The sequence below is a fragment of the Nitrobacter sp. Nb-311A genome (genome assembly GCF_000152905.1).
Lineage (GTDB): Bacteria > Pseudomonadota > Alphaproteobacteria > Rhizobiales > Xanthobacteraceae > Nitrobacter.
The window spans coordinates 155,389-172,742 of the sequence record NZ_CH672418.1; the positions used below are offsets into that span (position 1 = coordinate 155,389).

Here is a 17,354-nt window from a genome sequence, read left to right on the forward strand (position 1 = left end):
TGCGCGCTTCTCGGTCTCACGGCAAAATGCTCCGGGCGTTGATCCTGTTGAAAGTAACCGCGGCTTGAGATTGTACCCCCGGCGGTTCCGCCTTAATCCCGGCGAATTGCCTGCTTACCCGTTGGTGGACGGATTCTTTTCGGCTAAATGGGTCGCGGTAAAAGACAGCGCGTTCCTGTTTGCCTGGTGCTTGGATCGCCGTATCACGGACGTCGGATTTTCATCAATGTGGGCTAAGCGTATGGCGCTCGGACGGAGCGGGTTCATGGATCGCGCCGCTCTTGATCGGCTTGGCGGAAGACTTAGGCTCGCTGCCTGCCTTGCATTGGCTGCGTTCACCGTGGCCGGCTGCGGGACCGGACCGCTCCTGGACAAGTTCACGGCAAAGGACGAGCAAACCTTCAGCGACGAACCCGCGGATAAGCTCTACAATGAGGGCTTGTTCCTGATGAACAAGGAGCACGATCTCAAGGCGGCCACGAAGAAATTCGACGAGGTCGACCGTGAACATCCGTATTCGGAATGGGCTCGGAAGTCGCTGCTGATGTCGGCCTATGCATCTTATCAGGCCGGCGATTACGATACCTGCATCGGCTCCGCGTCGCGCTACGTGACGCTTCATCCGGGCACGCCGGACGCCGCCTATGCGCAATATTTGATCGCGGTCTCAAACTACGACCAGATCCCCGATGTCTCGCGCGACCAGGCTCGCACCGAAAAAGCGATGCACGCCTTGGAAGAGGTGATCCGTAAATATCCGACGTCCGAATATGCCGGCGAAGCCAAGAAGAAGCTTCAGGGTGCGCGCGATCAGCTCGCCGGCAAGGAAATGGCGATCGGCCGCTACTATATGGAGCGACGTGACTATACGGGCGCTATCAACCGCTACAAGACCGTGGTGACGCGTTTCCAGACCACGCGCCATGTCGAGGAGGCGCTGGCGCGGCTGACCGAGGCCTATATGGCGATCGGAATCGTTGCCGAGGCGCAAACCGCTGCGGCTGTACTCGGCCACAATTTCCCGGACAGCCGCTGGTACAAGGACGCCTACAATCTCGTGACCTCGGGTGGAAGCCAGCCCAGCGAGAATAAGAGTTCGTGGATCAGCAAGGCGTTCAGGAAAGTGGGGCTCGGCTAGAGCAGGTTCGAGGACACGCTTCGCTCGAACCCGCTATGGGTATTCGCGCGGCTTCAGCGAATGTGGGATCAAAAGGTCTTAGCTCAGGCTGCCGATGCTATGGTCAAGTCAGCGCCTCTGGTTTCGTGATCCGAACTTCGCTAGTCTTCATGCGACGCTTCTCTGCACCTCTCAACGACTTTCGGCAGGAACCGGCCTCCCATGCTTGCGCGCCTTTCGATCCGCGACATCGTCCTGATCGAGCGGCTCGATATCGAGTTCGCCGCCGGTCTTGCGGTGCTGACCGGCGAGACCGGCGCGGGAAAATCCATTCTGCTTGATGCCTTTGCGCTGGCGCTCGGCGGTCGCGGCGACGCCGGGCTGGTCCGCCACGGCGCGGAGCAGGGCCAGGTCACGGCCACCTTCGATGTTCCGAAAAGCCATCCAGCCTGCGCCATCCTTGCCGCCAACGGCGTCGATAGCGCCGGCGAGATGATTTTGCGACGGGTTCAACTCGCCGACGGTCGCACCCGAGCTTTCATCAATGATCAGGCGATCAGCGTGCAGACTTTGAGGGCGGTCGGCGCGACGCTGGTGGAAATTCATGGCCAGCACGACGAGCGGGCGCTGGTCGATGCGTCGACCCATCGTCGGCTGCTCGACGCCTTTGCCGGGCTGGACACCGACGTCGCCACGCTGGAAGCGCTCTGGGAAGCTCGCCGCTGTGCCTACGCGGCGCTTGACGAGCATCGCGCCGGCATGGAGCGCGCCGCGCGAGAGGCCGAGTATCTGCGCCATGCCTCCGATGAGTTGACACAACTCGCACCGCAGGACAGCGAGGAAGCCGCGCTTGCCGAACGCCGCGCCACCATGATGGCGGGCGAGAAGATCGCCTCCGACTTGCGTGAGGCGCAGGACGTCGTCAGCGGCCATGGTTCGCCGGTGAGCGTGCTGTCGGCGGCTGTGCGGCGGCTCGAACGGCGTGCCGCGAGTTCGCCGCAACTGGTCGAGCCTGCGGTCAGGGCGATCGATGCCGCCATCAACGCGCTGGAGGAGGCCGACCAGCATCTCTCCGCAGCGCTGGCCGCCGCTGATTTCGACCCGGCCGAACTGGAGCGTATCGAGGAACGGCTGTTCGCGCTGCGCGCGGCCTCGCGAAAGTATGCGACGCCGGTCGACGGGCTGGCCGCGCTTGCCAAGGAATACGCCGCGGAGGTCACGCTGATCGACGCCGGCGCGAATCGACTGATCGTTCTGGAGAAAGAGGCGGCCGACGCCGACAAGCGTTATGCAGCAGCGGCGGCGAAGCTCTCCGCCGCGCGTAAGAAGGCTGCCGACAAGCTCGACAAGACGGTCAATGTCGAGCTTGCGCCGTTGAAGCTCGATCGCGCCAGATTTTCCACTCAAATTGAGTCGGACGCTTCGACGCCCGGACCGCAAGGCTTCGACCGGGTCGAGTTCTGGGTGCAGACCAATCCCGGCACCCGGCCCGGGCCGCTGATGAAGGTCGCATCGGGAGGCGAACTGTCGCGCTTCCTGCTGGCGCTGAAGGTGGTGCTTTCTGATAAAGGCTCTGCGCCGACGCTGGTGTTCGACGAGATCGACACCGGAGTCGGCGGAGCGGTGGCCGACGCCATCGGCGCGCGGCTGTCGCGCCTGGCCTGCAAGGTGCAGGTGATGGCGGTGACGCACGCGCCGCAGGTCGCGGTGCGAGCCGATCAACATCTGCTCATCTCGAAAGATGCGCTGGATCGCGGCAAGCGCGTCGCCACGCGGGTTGCGACGCTGGCGGAGGATCACCGCCGCGAGGAGATCGCGCGGATGCTCGCCGGAGCGGAGATCACCGCGGAGGCCCGCGCCGCCGCGGACCGGCTGTTGAAAGCGGCGGGGTAAGTCGTTGTGGCGGCAAAGTCCAAAGTGCCTCCGCCCGTCGATTCTCTCACCAGGTCGCAGGCCAGGGTCGAGCACAAGCGGCTCGTGCTCGAGATCGAGGCGCATAACGAGCGCTACTACCAGCAGGACGCGCCGACGGTCTCCGACGCAGCCTACGACGCGATGCAGCGGCGGCTCGAAGCGATCGAGGCCCGCTTCCCGGACCTCGTCACCGCAAGCTCGCCCACGCAGACCGTCGGCGCCGCGCCGGCGCGCGGCTTTGCGAAAGTGCAGCATGCGGTGCCGATGCTGTCGCTCGGCAACGCCTTCAGCGACGCTGAGGTTGCCGAATTCGTCGAACGCATCCGGCGTTTTCTGAAACTCGGCGCGGATGACATTCCCGCCATCGTCGCCGAGCCGAAGATCGACGGGTTGTCGCTGTCACTCCGCTACGAGCATGGCGAACTGGTGCGCGCGGCGACGCGCGGCGACGGCTTCACCGGCGAGGACGTGACCGCCAATGTCCGCACCATCAGGGACGTGCCGCATACCTTGAGGGGGCGCGACATTCCCGCCGCCTGCGAGCTGCGTGGCGAAGTCTATATGCTGAAAGAGGACTTCCTCGCGTTGAATAAGAAGCAGGAAGCGGCCGGCGATACCGTGTTTGCCAATCCGCGCAATTCGGCGGCGGGTTCGCTGCGCCAGAAGGATGTAGCGATCACCGCCTCGCGTCCGCTGAAGTTCTTCGCCTATGCCTGGGGCGAGATGACGGATCGGCCCGCCGAGACCCAACACGACATGCTGAAGTGGCTCAGGGATGTCGGCTTTATGGTCAATCCCCTGATCGAACTGTGCAGCAGCGTGGAGCAGGTGCTGCAATTCTATCGCCGCATCGGCGAGCAGCGCGCCACGCTCGGCTATGATATCGACGGCGTGGTCTACAAGGTTGATCGGCTCGACTGGCAGGAACGCCTCGGCTTCGTGTCGCGAAGCCCGCGCTGGGCGATCGCGCACAAGTTCGCCGCCGAGCAGGCGATGACGATCCTCAGGGGCATCGATATCCAGGTCGGCCGCACCGGCGCGATGACGCCGGTGGCGCGGCTGGAGCCCGTCACCGTCGGCGGCGTGGTGGTGCAGAACGCCACGCTGCACAATGAGGATGAGATCACGCGCAAGGACATCCACGTCGGCGACACCGTCGTGGTGCAGCGTGCCGGCGACGTGATCCCGCAGGTGGTGAGCGTCATCATTGGGAAGCGGCCGAGGAACGCACAGCCCTACGTGTTTCCGCACAAGTGCCCGGTCTGCGGCAGTCACGCCGTGCGCGAGGAAGGCGAGGCGGTGCGCCGCTGCACCGGCACGCTGATCTGCCCGGCGCAGGCGGTGGAGCGGCTCAAGCATTTCGTTTCGCGACTTGCGTTCGACATCGATGGCCTCGGCGAAAAGCAGATTCAGGAATTCTATGATGACGGCCTCATCATGCATCCGGTCGACATCTTCACGTTGCAGAAGCGTGATGCGCGCGCGACAAAGAAACTGCGCGATCGTGAAGGCTATGGCGATGTATCGGTGCGTAACTTGTTCGCCGCGATCGACGCGCGCCGCAAGATCGAACTCAACCGTCTGATCTTCGCGCTCGGCATCCGCCATGTCGGCGAGGGCAATGCGAAACTGCTGGCGCGGCATTACGGCGGCATCGAGAATTTCCGTAGCGCCATGGCGGAAGCCGCCGGGGCGCAGACGGATGAAGGCAACGCGTCGGAGGCCTATGCTGATCTCAACAACATCGGAGGCATTGGTGAGATCGTCGCCAATGCGGTGGTCGAGTTCTTTGCCGAGCCGCGAAACGTCAAGGCGCTGAACGATCTGCTTGAAGAGATTGAAGTGCTGCCGGTCGCGCAGACCCGCAGCGACTCGGCCGTGGCGGGCAAGACCGTGGTGTTCACAGGCTCGCTGGAAAAATTCACGCGTGACGAGGCAAAGGCATCGGCCGAGCGCATGGGCGCGAGAGTCTCGGGCTCGGTGTCGAAGAAGACCGATCTTGTCGTCGCCGGTCCCGGAGCCGGTTCGAAGCTCAAGGATGCCGAGAAGTTCGGCGTGAGGGTGATCTCCGAGGACGAGTGGTTGAAGCTGATCGAGGCATAGCCGATCTTTCGAGTGGTGCGTCGAGCACGCTCAGACCGCCGCCCGGCCGATCGTCACCGTCAGCGTGTCGACGCCGTCACAGCCGCATTCGATCCTGTCGCCAGGCACGAGGGCTGAGACGCCGGCGGGCGTGCCGGTCATGATGATGTCGCCGGCGTCGAGCGCAACCTGTTGCGAGAGTCGCGATATGATCTCCGGCACGTTCCAGATCATCTGCGCGAGATCGCCGGACTGGGCTTCCCTGCCGTTGACCGTGAGCCAGATGCGGCCCTTCGATGGATGGCCGATTTTCGCTGCCGGTTGCAGCGCGCCGCAGGGCGCTGCGTGATCGAAGGATTTTGCGATTTCCCAGGGCAACTCCTGCTTGCGCGCGGCGTTTTGCAGGTCGCGCCGCGTGAGGTCGATGCCGACCGCATAGCCGTAGACGTGGTTGAGTGCGGTGTCGGCCGGGATGCGCAAGCCTCCGCTTTTCATCGCGACGATCAGCTCGACTTCGTGATGCAGATCACGGGTGAGAGGCGGATAGGGAATGACCGCGCCATCGGCCTCGATCATGTCGGCGTGTTTGGCGAAGAAGAACGGTGGCGCGCGCTCGTCGTTGCCCAGTTCGCGGATATGGTCGAGATAGTTGCGGCCGACGCACCAGATGCGGCGGACCGGAAAAAATCCGCCAGCGTCTGCGACCGCGATGACGGGTCGGGGCGGCTGTGGGATCACGAACGGCGATGCGCTCATGCGACTCTCCGCGTTCGTTTACAAACTATGCGGCGGGATCGCCCGATGCATACGGCAAGCGGGTACAGCTTACGCCGACGCGCTCAAGGGAGCCAGCGTCAGCGGCGCTGTCTCACGATGCTGCAAACGGAAGAACGACGCATAGCGTCCGCCGCTCCGCAGCAGGTCGTCGTGGCGCCCGTGCTCGACGACCTCGCCATTCTCGACCACGAGAATGGCGTCGGCGTGCATGATGGTGTGCAAGCGGTGCGCGATCACGATCGTGGTGCGATTCCGGCACAGATGCTCGATCGCTTCCTGCACCTGCTTTTCGGATTCCGAATCGAGCGCGGCGGTGGCCTCGTCGAGCAGGATGATCGGAGCGTCCTTGATCAGCGCGCGCGCCACGGCGATGCGCTGGCGCTGCCCGCCGGAAAGCTGGGTGCCGTGTTCGCCCACCGGCGTGTCGTAGCCGAGCGGAAAGCTCATGATGAAGTCGTGGGCGCAGGCGGCCTTTGCCGCCGCGACGATCTCGTCCTCGTTCGCGCCGGGGCGGCCGAACGCGATGTTCTCGCGGATGGTGGCGCGGAACAGGTAGACGTCCTGGCCGACATAGGCGGTCTGCCGGCGCAGCGAGGTGCGCGACACGCCGAAGATGATCTGCCCGTCGATCAGGATGTCGCCGCCGGTGACTTCATACAGCCGCAGCAGCAACGCCAGCACGGTGGATTTCCCGCCGCCCGACGGGCCGACCAGCGCCGTCATCCTGCCGGGCTCGGCGATGAAGCTCATGCGCTTGAGCACGGGCTCGTCCGGGCGATAGGCGAACGTGACGTCCCGTAGTTCGACGCGGGCGTCAGTCAGTCGCAGCGCCGGCTTGTCGCTATCGTCTGGTTCGCTGGCGGGGCTGTCCACGATCTCAAGCAGCTTGCGCGCGCCGATCAGGCTGCTGTTGAGCTCGATGTTGAGACGGGCCAGCCGCTTGGCCGGCTCATAGGCCAGCAGAAAGGCGGTGAGGAAGGAAAAGAACTGGCCCGGCGTCGCGCCCATGGCGACGACGCGATAGCCGCCATACATCAGCCCGCCGGCGATGGCGAAACCGCCGAGCGTTTCCATCAGCGGGCTGGCGCGGTTCGAAACGCGCGCCATCTTGTTGTTGGTCTGCTCGACGGCGGTGATGCTGGCGTCGATCCGCTCGCGCATGGTCTGTTCGAGCGTGAACGCCTTGACGGTCCGGATGCCTTGCAGCGATTCTTGCATCGTCTCCATGATATCGGCGGTGCCATGGAACTGGCTGTGCGCCAGTCCCTTGATGCGCTTCACCAGCTTGCGCAGCACGATCATCGCGGGCGGCGCCACCAGCGCCCCGAACAGCGACATATACGGATCCTGCATCACCATCACGGTGACGAGCCCGATCAGCGACAGGAGATCGCGACCCACTGCGTTGATCAGCAGGTTAAGCACCTGTGTCACCGACGTCGCGCCGGCCGTGAGCCGCGCAAGAAACTCCGATGAATGTCGCTGCGAGAAATAACCGATGCTCTCGCTCATGAGCTTGGCGAACAAGCGGCGCTGATTATTGGCGAGGATTGCGTTACTGATTTGGGACAGGATCACGGAATGACCGTAGGTCGCCGCACCCTTGGCCACGAAGATGATGAGCACCACCGTGGACAGCATGAAGATGCCGCTCACGTTGCGGTCCACGTAAGCCTGGTTGATGACTTCACCAAGCAGGTAGGCCGAGGCCGCGGTCGCCGCCGCGGAGACGGCCATCAGCGCGAATGCGGCGAGGTAGCGCCGCCAATAGGCCATGCCCTGTTCCGTGATCAGGCGGCGGATGAGAATGGCCGCGCCGTACGGATCGTCGGTGATTTTCTTGGGAAGCTCGGTCATCGCGTTCCGTTGACGCCGTGAATCGGCGGTCGCCCGCGCGCCAGTGTTGTTGCGAAAGCGTCCGATTCAATGCCCGCAATAGCGGTCTTTTTCAAGCCAAAACCGGGTTTCGTCCGGTTTATCAGGCTGATACTGCGCGCGCGTCCGAAACTTGCCGCTGCGCCAGCTTTTCTTCCCAGGCCAGCGCATGCGCGGCGATGGTTGCGAGATCGTCGTATTGCGGCGTCCAGTCGAGCGCCGTGCGAATCCGGCTGGTATCGGCGATCATGGTCATGATATCGCCCGGGCGGCGGTCGGAATAGTGGACCGCGAAGTTGCGGCCGCAGGCCTGGCGCACCGCTTCGATCGTTTCCAGGACCGAATAGCCTCGCCCGTACCCGCAGTTCAGCGTCGTCGAACGCCCGCCGTTTTGCAGGTAGGTCAGCGCGGCGCGATGGGCCTGCGCCAGATCGCTGACATGGATGAAATCGCGAATGCAGCTTCCGTCCGGCGTCGGATAGTCGGTGCCGAATACGTCGATTTTGGCGCGCTGCCCGGTCGCGGCTTCGACCGCGATCTTCAGAAGATGCGTGGCGCCCTCGGTGGACAGCCCGATCCGCGCTTGGGGGTCGGCGCCTGCGACATTAAAATAGCGCAGCACGACGTAGTTCATGCCATGTGCGGTGGCGACATCGTGCAGCATGATCTCCGTCATCAGCTTCGACGACCCGTAAGGGGAGAGCGGTCGTGTCGGCGCTTCTTCCGGAACCGGCATTTCGTCGGGATTGCCGTAAACCGCGGCGGTGGATGAGAAAATGAAGCGGTTCACGCCGCATCTGACGGCGGCGTTCAGCAGGTTGCGGGTCGTCATCGTGTTGTTGCGATAGTAGGCGAGCGGATCGCGCATTGACTCGGGCACCACCACGGAACCCGCAAAGTGAATAATGCTTTCAATGCCGTGCTGGGCGATGACGTTCTCGACGAGATTCTCGTCTCCGGCGTCCCCGATGAACAGCGGTACGCCTTCGGGCAGCGCTGACGAAAATCCGGTGGACAGGTTGTCGATCACGGCGACATTCTCGCCGGCCTCGGCTAGCGCGAGCACCGTATGACTGCCGATGTAGCCGGCGCCGCCGGTAACAAGCACGGTCATATCTGCTCCTTTTCGCCTCAGCTATGCGGCGGGTTCCCGCGGTCCCGAAGTTTCCCACAAAAGGATGGAATTGCCGTATAGCATGACCGTGATCGGCCGGATTTCGTCCGTCTGACCTCGGGATTCGACATTATGGTTGCCAAACTGTAACGGGAACCGGTTCTTCCCTGGCACCTGCGGCAGCCGATGACCGACGTTCTCATCATCAAGACATCCTCGCTTGGCGATGTCGTGCATCAGATGCCGGCGATCGTCGATGCTTCACGCGCATATCCGCAGTTGCGGTTGACGTGGCTGGTCGAGGAATCTTTCGCGCCGCTGGTGCGGCTGCACCCGTCGGTCGCTGATGTCGTTCCTGTCGCGACGCGGCGCTGGCGTTCGCAACTCGGAGCCATCGCCACGTGGCGCGAGATCGGCGAATTCCGAGCGCGACTGCGCCGGCAGGTGTTCGAAAAGGTGATCGATACGCAAGGCCTTATCCGCTCGGGGATCATGGCGCGCGTCGCGCGCGGCGAGCGCCACGGTTACGATGCGCGCAGCGTTCGTGAACCGTTGGCCGCGCGATTCTACGATGTCCGGCACACGGTCGGTCGCGATCTTCATGCCGTGACGCGCAACCGGCTCCTGACTGGTCTCTCGCTCGGGTACGAACCAACGGGGGATGTCGATTACGGTCTCAGTCCTCCGGCGCGCACGGATGGTCAGCGCTACGCCGTATTGCTTCACGGCACCTCCCGGCTGTCGAAAACGTGGCGCGTGGAGGACTGGATCGAAACCGGTCGCTGGCTGCACGCGAACGGATTGCAGACCGTGCTGCCGTGGGGCGCCGAGGCCGAGCGTCTGTTATCCGAGCGGCTGTCAGGAGACATCGCGGGCAGTCGTGTCCAGCCGCGCCAGAGCCTCGATCTGACCGCGCAGATGATCGGCAATGCGGCGTTGGTGATCGGCGTGGACACCGGGCTGATGCATCTCGCCGCAGCCTATCGGGTGCCGCTTGTCGGCATCTATGTCAGTACCGATCCCGGCCTGACGGGACCGGTCGGCGCAGGACGCATGGCGGTCCTTGGCGGCAAGAGCGGTCCGCCTTCCGCGGGCCAGGTGATCGATGCCGCGGAGCGATTGCTTGCTTAGATAGGTGGTGTGATCGCATCGGAGATCTCCGCAAGCACCCGCGCGACGAATGCGTCGAGGTCTCCGCCGGAAAACAGGAAGCCCGGAATTCCCGCGTCGGCCGCGGCCTGGATGTCGCTGTCGCGGTCGCCGATCGCGAAACTGCCCTGACGCCGCACCGGCCAGTGCTGCATCAGGTCGAGAATCATGCCGGGCTTCGGTTTACGCCACGGATGATCTTCCAGATATCCGGCGACGGTGCCGTCAGGATGGTGCGGGCAATATCTGAAGTCATCGATCCGCGCGCCTTGCGATGCCAGATGGGACTGCATCCACAGGTGCAGATCGCGAACATCGTCTTCACTGAAAAAGCCGCGCGCGACCCCGGATTGATTGGTGAAGATGAAAACGAAATAGCCGGCCTCGTTCAGCCGCCGGATCGCCTGGGCGATGCCCGGCATCCAGCGGATGCGGTCGCGAGTACCCATATAGCAGTCGTCGTGATTGATGACACCGTCGCGATCGAGAAACGCCGCCGGCCCGGAAGATGGAACGATATCGGCGCGGTTCACGTGTCGCCGTCTCCGCCCGCCAGTGCGTGCTCCACGGTATCGCAGATCGCGTGAGCCGCCGTCATGTGGATTTGCTGGATGACAGGCGTGTCGTCGCTCGGTGCAATGAACAGATGGTCGCAAAACTCCCCCAGGCTTGTGCCTTTAAGACCGGTGAAACCGACCGTGACCAAACCGCGCCGACGCGCGGCTACGAGCGCAGCGAGGATGTTCGGCGACCGGCCCGAGGTCGACAGCGCCAGCAGCACGTCGCCCGACCTGCCGAGGCTTTCGACCTGCCGCGCGAAAATCTGCTCGAAACCATAGTCATTGGAGATGGCAGTGAGGGCGGAGGTGTCGGTGGTCAGCGCGATGGCGGCGTAGCCCGGCCGCTCCTTTCTGTAGCGCCCGACGATTTCGGAGGCGATGTGCTGCGCGTCGGCGGCGCTTCCGCCATTGCCGATCAGCAGCACCTTATGCCCGGAACGGAGGGATGCGATGACGGCGAGCGCGATATCATTCGTAACCGCGAGCAACGCCCCGTCGCTGACCGCGCGCTCAAGGGCCGCGAGCGATTGCTGAAAATGGGCCGCGATCGGGTTCTGGCTCAAGACGCACCTTTATCACCGTGACGGATATCAGTGGTAATGAGCGCGTCATGTCCACGCAAGCATGGTGGCATCAAGGCGTGGCCCGCTCCTTAGCCTCCGCAAGCACCCGTTCCGCGATTGCCAGCACCTCGGCCGCAGGAATATCCCTCATGCAGCGGTGGTCGTTCCTGGTGCAGACCGGACGATGACATGGTTGGCAGGGAAGGGGCGTTTTCGTCTGGATCGTCGCGGCGAGCCCGTTCAGGGGCGCCCAGTGATAGGGACTGGTCGGCCCGAAAATTCCCAGCGTCGGCGTACCGATCGCAGCCGCAACATGCATCAGACCAGAGTCGTTCGATATCGCAATGGTGGCCCCCGCCATCGCCAGAATGCCGTTTCGCAGGTCGTGCCCCGTCAGATCCCGAACCCGGGGGCCCCCGGTTGCCGCGATTTCCATTGCCAGCGCTTTTTCATTCGGGCCGCCGATCACCCAGATATCGATGCCTCGCTCAGCCAGCCTGCGGGCGGCCTCCGCATAATAGGTCCAGCGCTTGCTGGGGCCGACCGCCCCCGGAGCCAGCGCCACCGCCGGTCCTGTGCCCAATCCCTGCGCCCGCCGCCAGCAAGCGACATCGTCGCCGGATACCCGGAGCTGCGGCGCGGGCCATTCGGGTGGCCGGGCCGCGCCAGCCGGAAGCGCCAGAGAGGCCTTCCTGTCGATCATGCGCGGCAGCGCTCTTTCGCCCCAACGCCATCGGTTGATTAGCCCGAAACGGGCTTCGCCGACAAAACCCACCCGCTCCGGGATACCTGCCAGCGCCGGCGCAATCGCCGATTTCCAGGTGCGCGGCATGACGAGGGTTGTTCCATACCCTCGCGCGCGCAATTGCCGGGCAAGACCCCACTGTTGAGCCAGCGCCAGCCGGCTTCGGGGCAGGTTCCAGACCACGCCGGCGCGTACGCCCGGCATGTAATCGACCAGCGGCGCGCAGAGCGTGGTTGTCAGCAGGTCCACCGGTCGGTTCGGCCAGCGCTGCTTGAGAACCCGCACGACCGTGTGGCCGCGCATAAAGTCGCCGATCCACATATAGGGAACGATCAAAACGGGCCGCGTATCGTCCGGGTCGACGGCAACTTGGGGCTCATGTCGTGAATCTGTTTTCATATCTTGACGGACGCAACTTGATCGAACCGCTCTCGGTATCCGCTCCTCCCGCCGAGGTAAAGCTATCTCGCAGACGTTTTGCGGCCCGCCTTTTCGCAATGGCGGCTACGTTGCCTCGCAGCCACGAGTGAGGCAAAGCAGGCTGAATTGAAAATTCTGCCACCTGCCTTGCCGCCGAGCAGGCGAATGTCACATTCAAAACTCCACCGGCAAACCTTATGGTTGCTAGCGGCGCTTTGATTCTAGCATTTGCAAGAACGCCTGCCACACGGGAAGTGCAAATGTCAGAACCGGGCCACTGGGAAATCGCACATCCATGACGGGGACATCATGCTGCTGGTGACCGGGGGCGCCGGTTTTATCGGATCGAATCTCGTGGCCGCGTTGAACGATGCCGGGCGCGGCGATGTGGCGGTTTGCGATACTCTGGGACATGACGGCAAATGGCGCAACCTTGCCAAGCGGCAGCTTGCGGATATCGTTCCGCCCGCGGAATTGGTGCGTTGGCTGGACGGTCGCCGTCTGGACGCTATTGTTCACCTCGGTGCGATCTCCGAGACCACTGCGACTGACGGCGACCTTGTCATCGAAACCAATTTTCGCCTGTCGCTCCGACTGCTCGACTGGTGCACGTCGACCGTGACGCCTTTCATCTATGCCTCGTCGGCGTCAACCTACGGCGATGGCGCGCAGGGCTTTCGAGACGATCAATCGTTGGCCGCGCTGCGATCGCTTCGGCCGATGAATCTCTACGGCTGGAGCAAGCACCTGTTTGACATGGCCGTCGTGGCCCGCGCCGCCAACGGTGGTGCTTTGCCGCCGCAATGGGCCGGCCTGAAGTTCTTCAACGTGTTCGGACCGAATGAATATCACAAAGGTTCCATGATGAGCGTGCTGGCGCGCCGTTTCGGTGATGTGAAGGCGGGCCGCCCGGTGCAGTTGTTCAAATCGCACCGGGAAGGCATCGCCGACGGCGACCAGCGCCGTGACTTCATCTACGTCGACGACGTCGTACGCGTGATGATGTGGCTGCTCGCCACGCCTTCCGTGAGCGGTCTTTTCAATGTAGGAACCGGCAAGGCGCGTAGTTTTCGTGATCTGATGACGGCGGCCTACGCATCGCTTGGCGCGAAGCCGAATATCCAATACGTCGAGATGCCTGAACAGATTCGCGGTGCCTACCAGTATTTTACGCAAGCTGATATCGAGCGTTTGCAAGGCGCCGGTTACAACGGAGGCTTCACGCTTCTGGAGGAAGCGGTCGATGCCTATGTCACAGGCTATCTGGATCGCGACGATCGCTTTCGCTGACGCGCTGGCGGAGAAGATTTGACATTCGCCATCCATTTTGCCGCGGGTTCGCGAATGTCAAATCCAGAACTGCACCAAGAGCCTTAATATTTGCTAGTGGTCCTTGATTCCGAACATCTGCAAAAAAAGCCCGGTCGAAAGGGATGCGAATGCTGGAATCTCCTGGAGCATGATCGTCAAACAGCAGGTCGGTTTTGAATCGATATTTACGCTCAACCATATAGTAGGGCTTTTGGTCTGGTCCCTGCGATTGGATCAGACTCCGGAAACAGGTGAAGGATTTGATGATCGATTTTGACGACTTGTCGGATGCCTTTTCCGGCCAGACGGTGCTCTGTATCGGCGACCTGATGCTCGACGAGTTCGTGTACGGCGAAATTTCGCGTATCTCGCCGGAGGCTCCTGCTCCGGTCATCGCAGTCCAGCGCAACGAAACCAACGTCGGTGGGGCCGGCAATGTGGCGCGCAACATTGCCGCGCTCGGCGCACGCTGCATCTTCGTTGGATTGGTAGGTGAGGATGACGCAGGCGAGCGGTTGCGGACCACGCTTTCGCGGGAACGCCTGATCGAGCCATTGTTGATTTCGGATCCGGTACGGCCGACGACGCGCAAGGTACGTTTCGTTTCGGAGCATTTTTCGACCCATATGCTGCGCGCCGATTGGGAAATGGCCGCTCCGGCGTCGGGCGCGGTGGAGCAGGCCTTGATCGATGCCGCCCTGCGGCAGTTGTCGCGTGCCGACATCGTATTGTTGTCCGACTATGCCAAGGGAGTTTTGACGGTCCAGGTGATTCGCAGCGTCATCGATGCCGCGCGCCGGCTCGGCAAGCGGGTGATTGTCGACCCGAAGAGCGCCAATTTCGGAATCTATTGCGGCGCGACGCTCCTCACGCCAAACCGCAAGGAGTTTGCGGATGCGACCCGCAGCCGTGCCGACGACCAGCCAAGCATTGCGGCCGCTGCCCGCGAGGTGATGCGGCTCGCCGACAGCGACGCGTTGCTGGTCACGCAAAGCGAGCGCGGCATGACGCTGGTGCCGCGGGAAGGTGACGTCATTCACGTTCCCGCGCACACCGTTAAAGTTCGCGACGTGACGGGCGCCGGCGATACGGTTGTCGCCACGCTCGCGGTTTCACTCGCCGCGGGCGCCGACTGGGAAACCGCGCTGCGAACGGCGAGCGCCGCGGCCGCCGTCGCGGTTGGCAAGAGCGGGACAGCGATTGTCACGCTCGCGGAACTGCGCCGCAATATCCTGCCGCCAGCCTCTCTGGCCGCCGAAGAGAAAATAGCGCAATCGACAGGGAACCTCGACCGACACTTGACGGCGTGGCGTGAACAAGGTCTGCGGATTGGCTTCACCAATGGCTGCTTCGATATTTTGCATCCCGGTCACGTCAAGGTGCTGACCGGAGCGCGCGCTGCGTGCGATCGGCTGATTGTGGGATTGAACAGCGACGCATCCGTGAGACGGCTGAAGGGCGAGGACCGCCCGATTCAAAATGAGCGGGCGCGCGCGGAAGTTCTGGCCGCGCTCGAGGCTGTCGATCTCGTCGTAACTTTCGAAGAAGACACGCCGATGAATCTGATCGAGCGAATCAAGCCGAATGTGCTCGTCAAAGGCGGTGATTATTCTCTTGAGCAAGTCGTCGGTCAGGAGCTAGTTACTGCACGAGGCGGTGAGGTCGTGCTGATCGACACTCTCGAAGGATTCAGCACGACATCGCTGGTGAAGCGCGCAGGAGGCCGGGCATGAGAACAGCTTGGTTCGACCGGCGCGCTTCCGTATCCTGGTGACAACGCATGAGCCTCCGCCGAAAATTTACGCTCCGAAACGCTCTGATCGCGCTACATGACCTGATGACGGTCGTGGCGGCTCTGTTTGTGAGCTGCTATTTCCGTTTTGAGGTTCCCGCTTTTGCCGCTCGTCTGCCGTTGATCATTGAGGTGCTGCCTTACTTTCTGGCCATCTCTGCGGTTGTCTTTTATGTTTTCCACCTGACCACGGCAAAATGGCGATTCTTTTCGCTTCTCGATGCCCTCAATATCGTCAAGGCATCCACGCTTCTGGCGCTTGTGATTCTGGTCTTCGACTATGTCGCCATCGCGCCGGAGTTTTACGGCGCGTTCTTTCTCGGAAAAAAGACGATCATACTTTACTGGCTGTTACAGGTATTTCTTCTGGCAGCCGCGCGCTTCACCTATCGATATTTCCGCTACAGACGAACTCTGGTCCACGTAAAGGCCAACGATGCGGCCCCGGCGCTCGTCGTCGGTCGTGCTGCGGATGCCGAAATTCTTTTCCGCTCGGTCGAGAGCGGAGCGGTCAAGCAATTGCGTCCGGTAGGCTTGCTGTCGCCATCGCCAGCGGATATCGGCCAGACGATACGCGGCGTTTCGGTTCTGGGCGGAGTGGACGATCTCGACGAGGTGTTGGCGGACGTTGCAGAACGGCAGGGGCCGATCAAGCGTATTATCATGACGCCTTCCGCATTCGAGCCCGATGCGCAGCCGGAAACGGTTCTCGCCCGCGGCCGCAAACTGGGTCTCAAGGTAAGCCGATTGCCCTCGCTTGGAGAGGGGGGAGAGATTCCACGCCTGACGCCGGTCGCCGTCGAAGATCTTCTGCTTCGCCCCAGCCGCACCATCGACTATGAGCGCCTCGAAGGGCTGATCCGGAACAAGTCGATTGTCGTGACCGGCGGCGGCGGATCGATCGGATCCGAAATCTGCAAACGCGTTGTGACGTTTGGCGCGAGCCGCCTGTTGATCGTCGAGAATTCCGAACCGGCGCTCTACGCTATCGTGGAGGAGCTCGCCGCCACGGGCCGGGCCGTCGTGGAAGGTCGCATTGCTGACATTCGCGATCGCGAGCGGCTGATGCGCTTGATGAATGAATTCAAGCCCGACATCGTGTTTCATGCGGCTGCGCTCAAGCATGTTCCCATTCTCGAACGGGATTGGGGCGAGGGCGTCAAGACCAACATTTTCGGTTCGGTCAACGTCGCCGATGCCGCGCTGGCATCGGGTGCCGAATCCATGGTGATGATCTCCACCGACAAGGCGATAGAGCCCGTGTCGATGCTCGGGCTGACCAAGCGTTTTGCCGAGATGTATTGTCAGGCGCTGGATCGCGAACTGGCGGTGCGTACGGTGGGCAAGGTTCCGATGCGGCTGATTTCGGTCCGTTTCGGCAACGTGCTGGCGTCGAACGGATCGGTGGTGCCGAAGTTCAAGGCGCAGATCGAGGCCGGCGGTCCGGTGACGGTCACGCATCCCGATATGGTTCGCTACTTCATGACGATCCGCGAAGCCTGCGATCTCGTCATTACGGCGGCCAGCCATGCAGCGATGCCGGAAAGACATGACGTATCGGTGTATGTCCTGAACATGGGGCAGCCGGTGAAGATCGTCGATCTTGCCGAACGCATGATCAGCCTGTCCGGCCTGCAGCCTCACAGCGACATTGAGATTGTTTTTACCGGAATGCGGCCAGGGGAAAGAATGAACGAAATCCTGTTCGCGAGCGAGGAGCCGACGATCGAGATCGGCTTGCCGGGGATTTTGGCCGCAAAACCGAACGAGCCGCCGATAGACACAATCCGGGAGTGGGTGGCGGTGCTGAAGGAAGCCGTCGCAAGCGATAACAAACCGGCGATCCGCTCGATCCTGAAAGATGCCGTGCCGGAGTTCGGCTTGCATTCCGCGCAAGCCTCGACTCTTGCGCCCGATATGCCGCGATGAGTCGCT

General features: G+C 62.6%; 13 protein-coding genes. 7 read left to right on the plus strand and 6 right to left on the minus strand.

Features of this window, described 5'->3' with window-relative positions:
• The first annotated feature begins 241 nt into the window (after positions 1-241).
• From NB311A_RS14030 to ligA, 3 genes are all read left to right on the plus strand, one after another.
• Complete coding sequence (locus NB311A_RS14030) at positions 242-1,138, plus strand: outer membrane protein assembly factor BamD (protein WP_009799269.1); 897 nt, start codon at positions 242-244, stop codon at positions 1,136-1,138.
• A 201-nt stretch (positions 1,139-1,339) separates the two neighbouring features.
• Positions 1,340-3,010: a DNA repair protein RecN gene (gene recN, locus NB311A_RS14035; RefSeq protein WP_009799270.1), complete on the plus strand. Its 1,671-nt coding sequence runs from the start codon at positions 1,340-1,342 to the stop codon at positions 3,008-3,010.
• A gap of 6 nt (positions 3,011-3,016) precedes the next feature.
• A complete protein-coding gene (ligA, locus tag NB311A_RS14040; RefSeq protein WP_009799271.1) occupies positions 3,017-5,134 on the plus strand; it encodes an NAD-dependent DNA ligase LigA in 2,118 nt (705 codons plus the stop codon).
• A gap of 30 nt (positions 5,135-5,164) precedes the next feature.
• On the opposite strand, the gene NB311A_RS14045 is transcribed toward ligA, so the two are convergent.
• The 3 genes from NB311A_RS14045 to galE all read right to left on the minus strand — a co-directional run bounded on the left by NB311A_RS14045 (position 5,165) and on the right by galE (position 8,879).
• Positions 5,165-5,869 (minus strand): fumarylacetoacetate hydrolase family protein, encoded by a 705-nt coding sequence (locus tag NB311A_RS14045; RefSeq protein WP_009799272.1) that lies wholly within the window; start codon positions 5,867-5,869, stop codon positions 5,165-5,167.
• A gap of 69 nt (positions 5,870-5,938) precedes the next feature.
• Positions 5,939-7,747, minus strand: a complete 1,809-nt coding sequence (locus NB311A_RS14050) for an ABC transporter ATP-binding protein (RefSeq protein ID WP_009799273.1) — start codon at positions 7,745-7,747, stop codon at positions 5,939-5,941.
• A gap of 121 nt (positions 7,748-7,868) precedes the next feature.
• Positions 7,869-8,879, minus strand: coding sequence for a UDP-glucose 4-epimerase GalE (gene galE, locus NB311A_RS14055; RefSeq protein ID WP_009799274.1), 1,011 nt, complete (start codon positions 8,877-8,879; stop codon positions 7,869-7,871).
• Positions 8,880-9,065: 186 nt separating this feature from the next.
• Between galE and waaC the strand changes: the two genes are divergently transcribed.
• Positions 9,066-10,010: a lipopolysaccharide heptosyltransferase I gene (waaC, locus tag NB311A_RS14060; protein WP_009799275.1), complete on the plus strand. Its 945-nt coding sequence runs from the start codon at positions 9,066-9,068 to the stop codon at positions 10,008-10,010.
• Here waaC and NB311A_RS14065 read toward each other — a convergent pair.
• The 3 genes from NB311A_RS14065 to waaF all read right to left on the minus strand — a co-directional run bounded on the left by NB311A_RS14065 (position 10,007) and on the right by waaF (position 12,295).
• Positions 10,007-10,561 (minus strand): HAD-IIIA family hydrolase, encoded by a 555-nt coding sequence (locus tag NB311A_RS14065; RefSeq protein WP_009799276.1) that lies wholly within the window; start codon positions 10,559-10,561, stop codon positions 10,007-10,009. The genes waaC and NB311A_RS14065 overlap by 4 nt on opposite strands.
• Positions 10,558-11,151 (minus strand): D-sedoheptulose 7-phosphate isomerase, encoded by a 594-nt coding sequence (locus tag NB311A_RS14070; protein WP_009799277.1) that lies wholly within the window; start codon positions 11,149-11,151, stop codon positions 10,558-10,560. The genes NB311A_RS14065 and NB311A_RS14070 overlap by 4 nt, the downstream gene beginning before the upstream one ends.
• A 70-nt stretch (positions 11,152-11,221) precedes the next feature.
• Positions 11,222-12,295, minus strand: coding sequence for a lipopolysaccharide heptosyltransferase II (gene waaF, locus NB311A_RS14075; protein WP_009799278.1), 1,074 nt, complete (start codon positions 12,293-12,295; stop codon positions 11,222-11,224).
• A gap of 330 nt (positions 12,296-12,625) precedes the next feature.
• On the opposite strand from waaF, the gene rfaD reads away from it, so the two are divergent.
• From rfaD to NB311A_RS14090, 3 genes are all read left to right on the plus strand, one after another.
• Positions 12,626-13,606, plus strand: coding sequence for an ADP-glyceromanno-heptose 6-epimerase (gene rfaD, locus NB311A_RS14080; protein ID WP_009799279.1), 981 nt, complete (start codon positions 12,626-12,628; stop codon positions 13,604-13,606).
• Positions 13,607-13,890: 284 nt separating this feature from the next.
• A complete protein-coding gene (gene rfaE1 / locus NB311A_RS14085) occupies positions 13,891-15,360 on the plus strand; it encodes a D-glycero-beta-D-manno-heptose-7-phosphate kinase (protein WP_040675430.1) in 1,470 nt (489 codons plus the stop codon).
• Between the two features lie 47 nt (positions 15,361-15,407).
• A complete protein-coding gene (locus NB311A_RS14090; protein ID WP_009799282.1) occupies positions 15,408-17,348 on the plus strand; it encodes a nucleoside-diphosphate sugar epimerase/dehydratase in 1,941 nt (646 codons plus the stop codon).
• Positions 17,349-17,354: the final 6 nt, after the last annotated feature.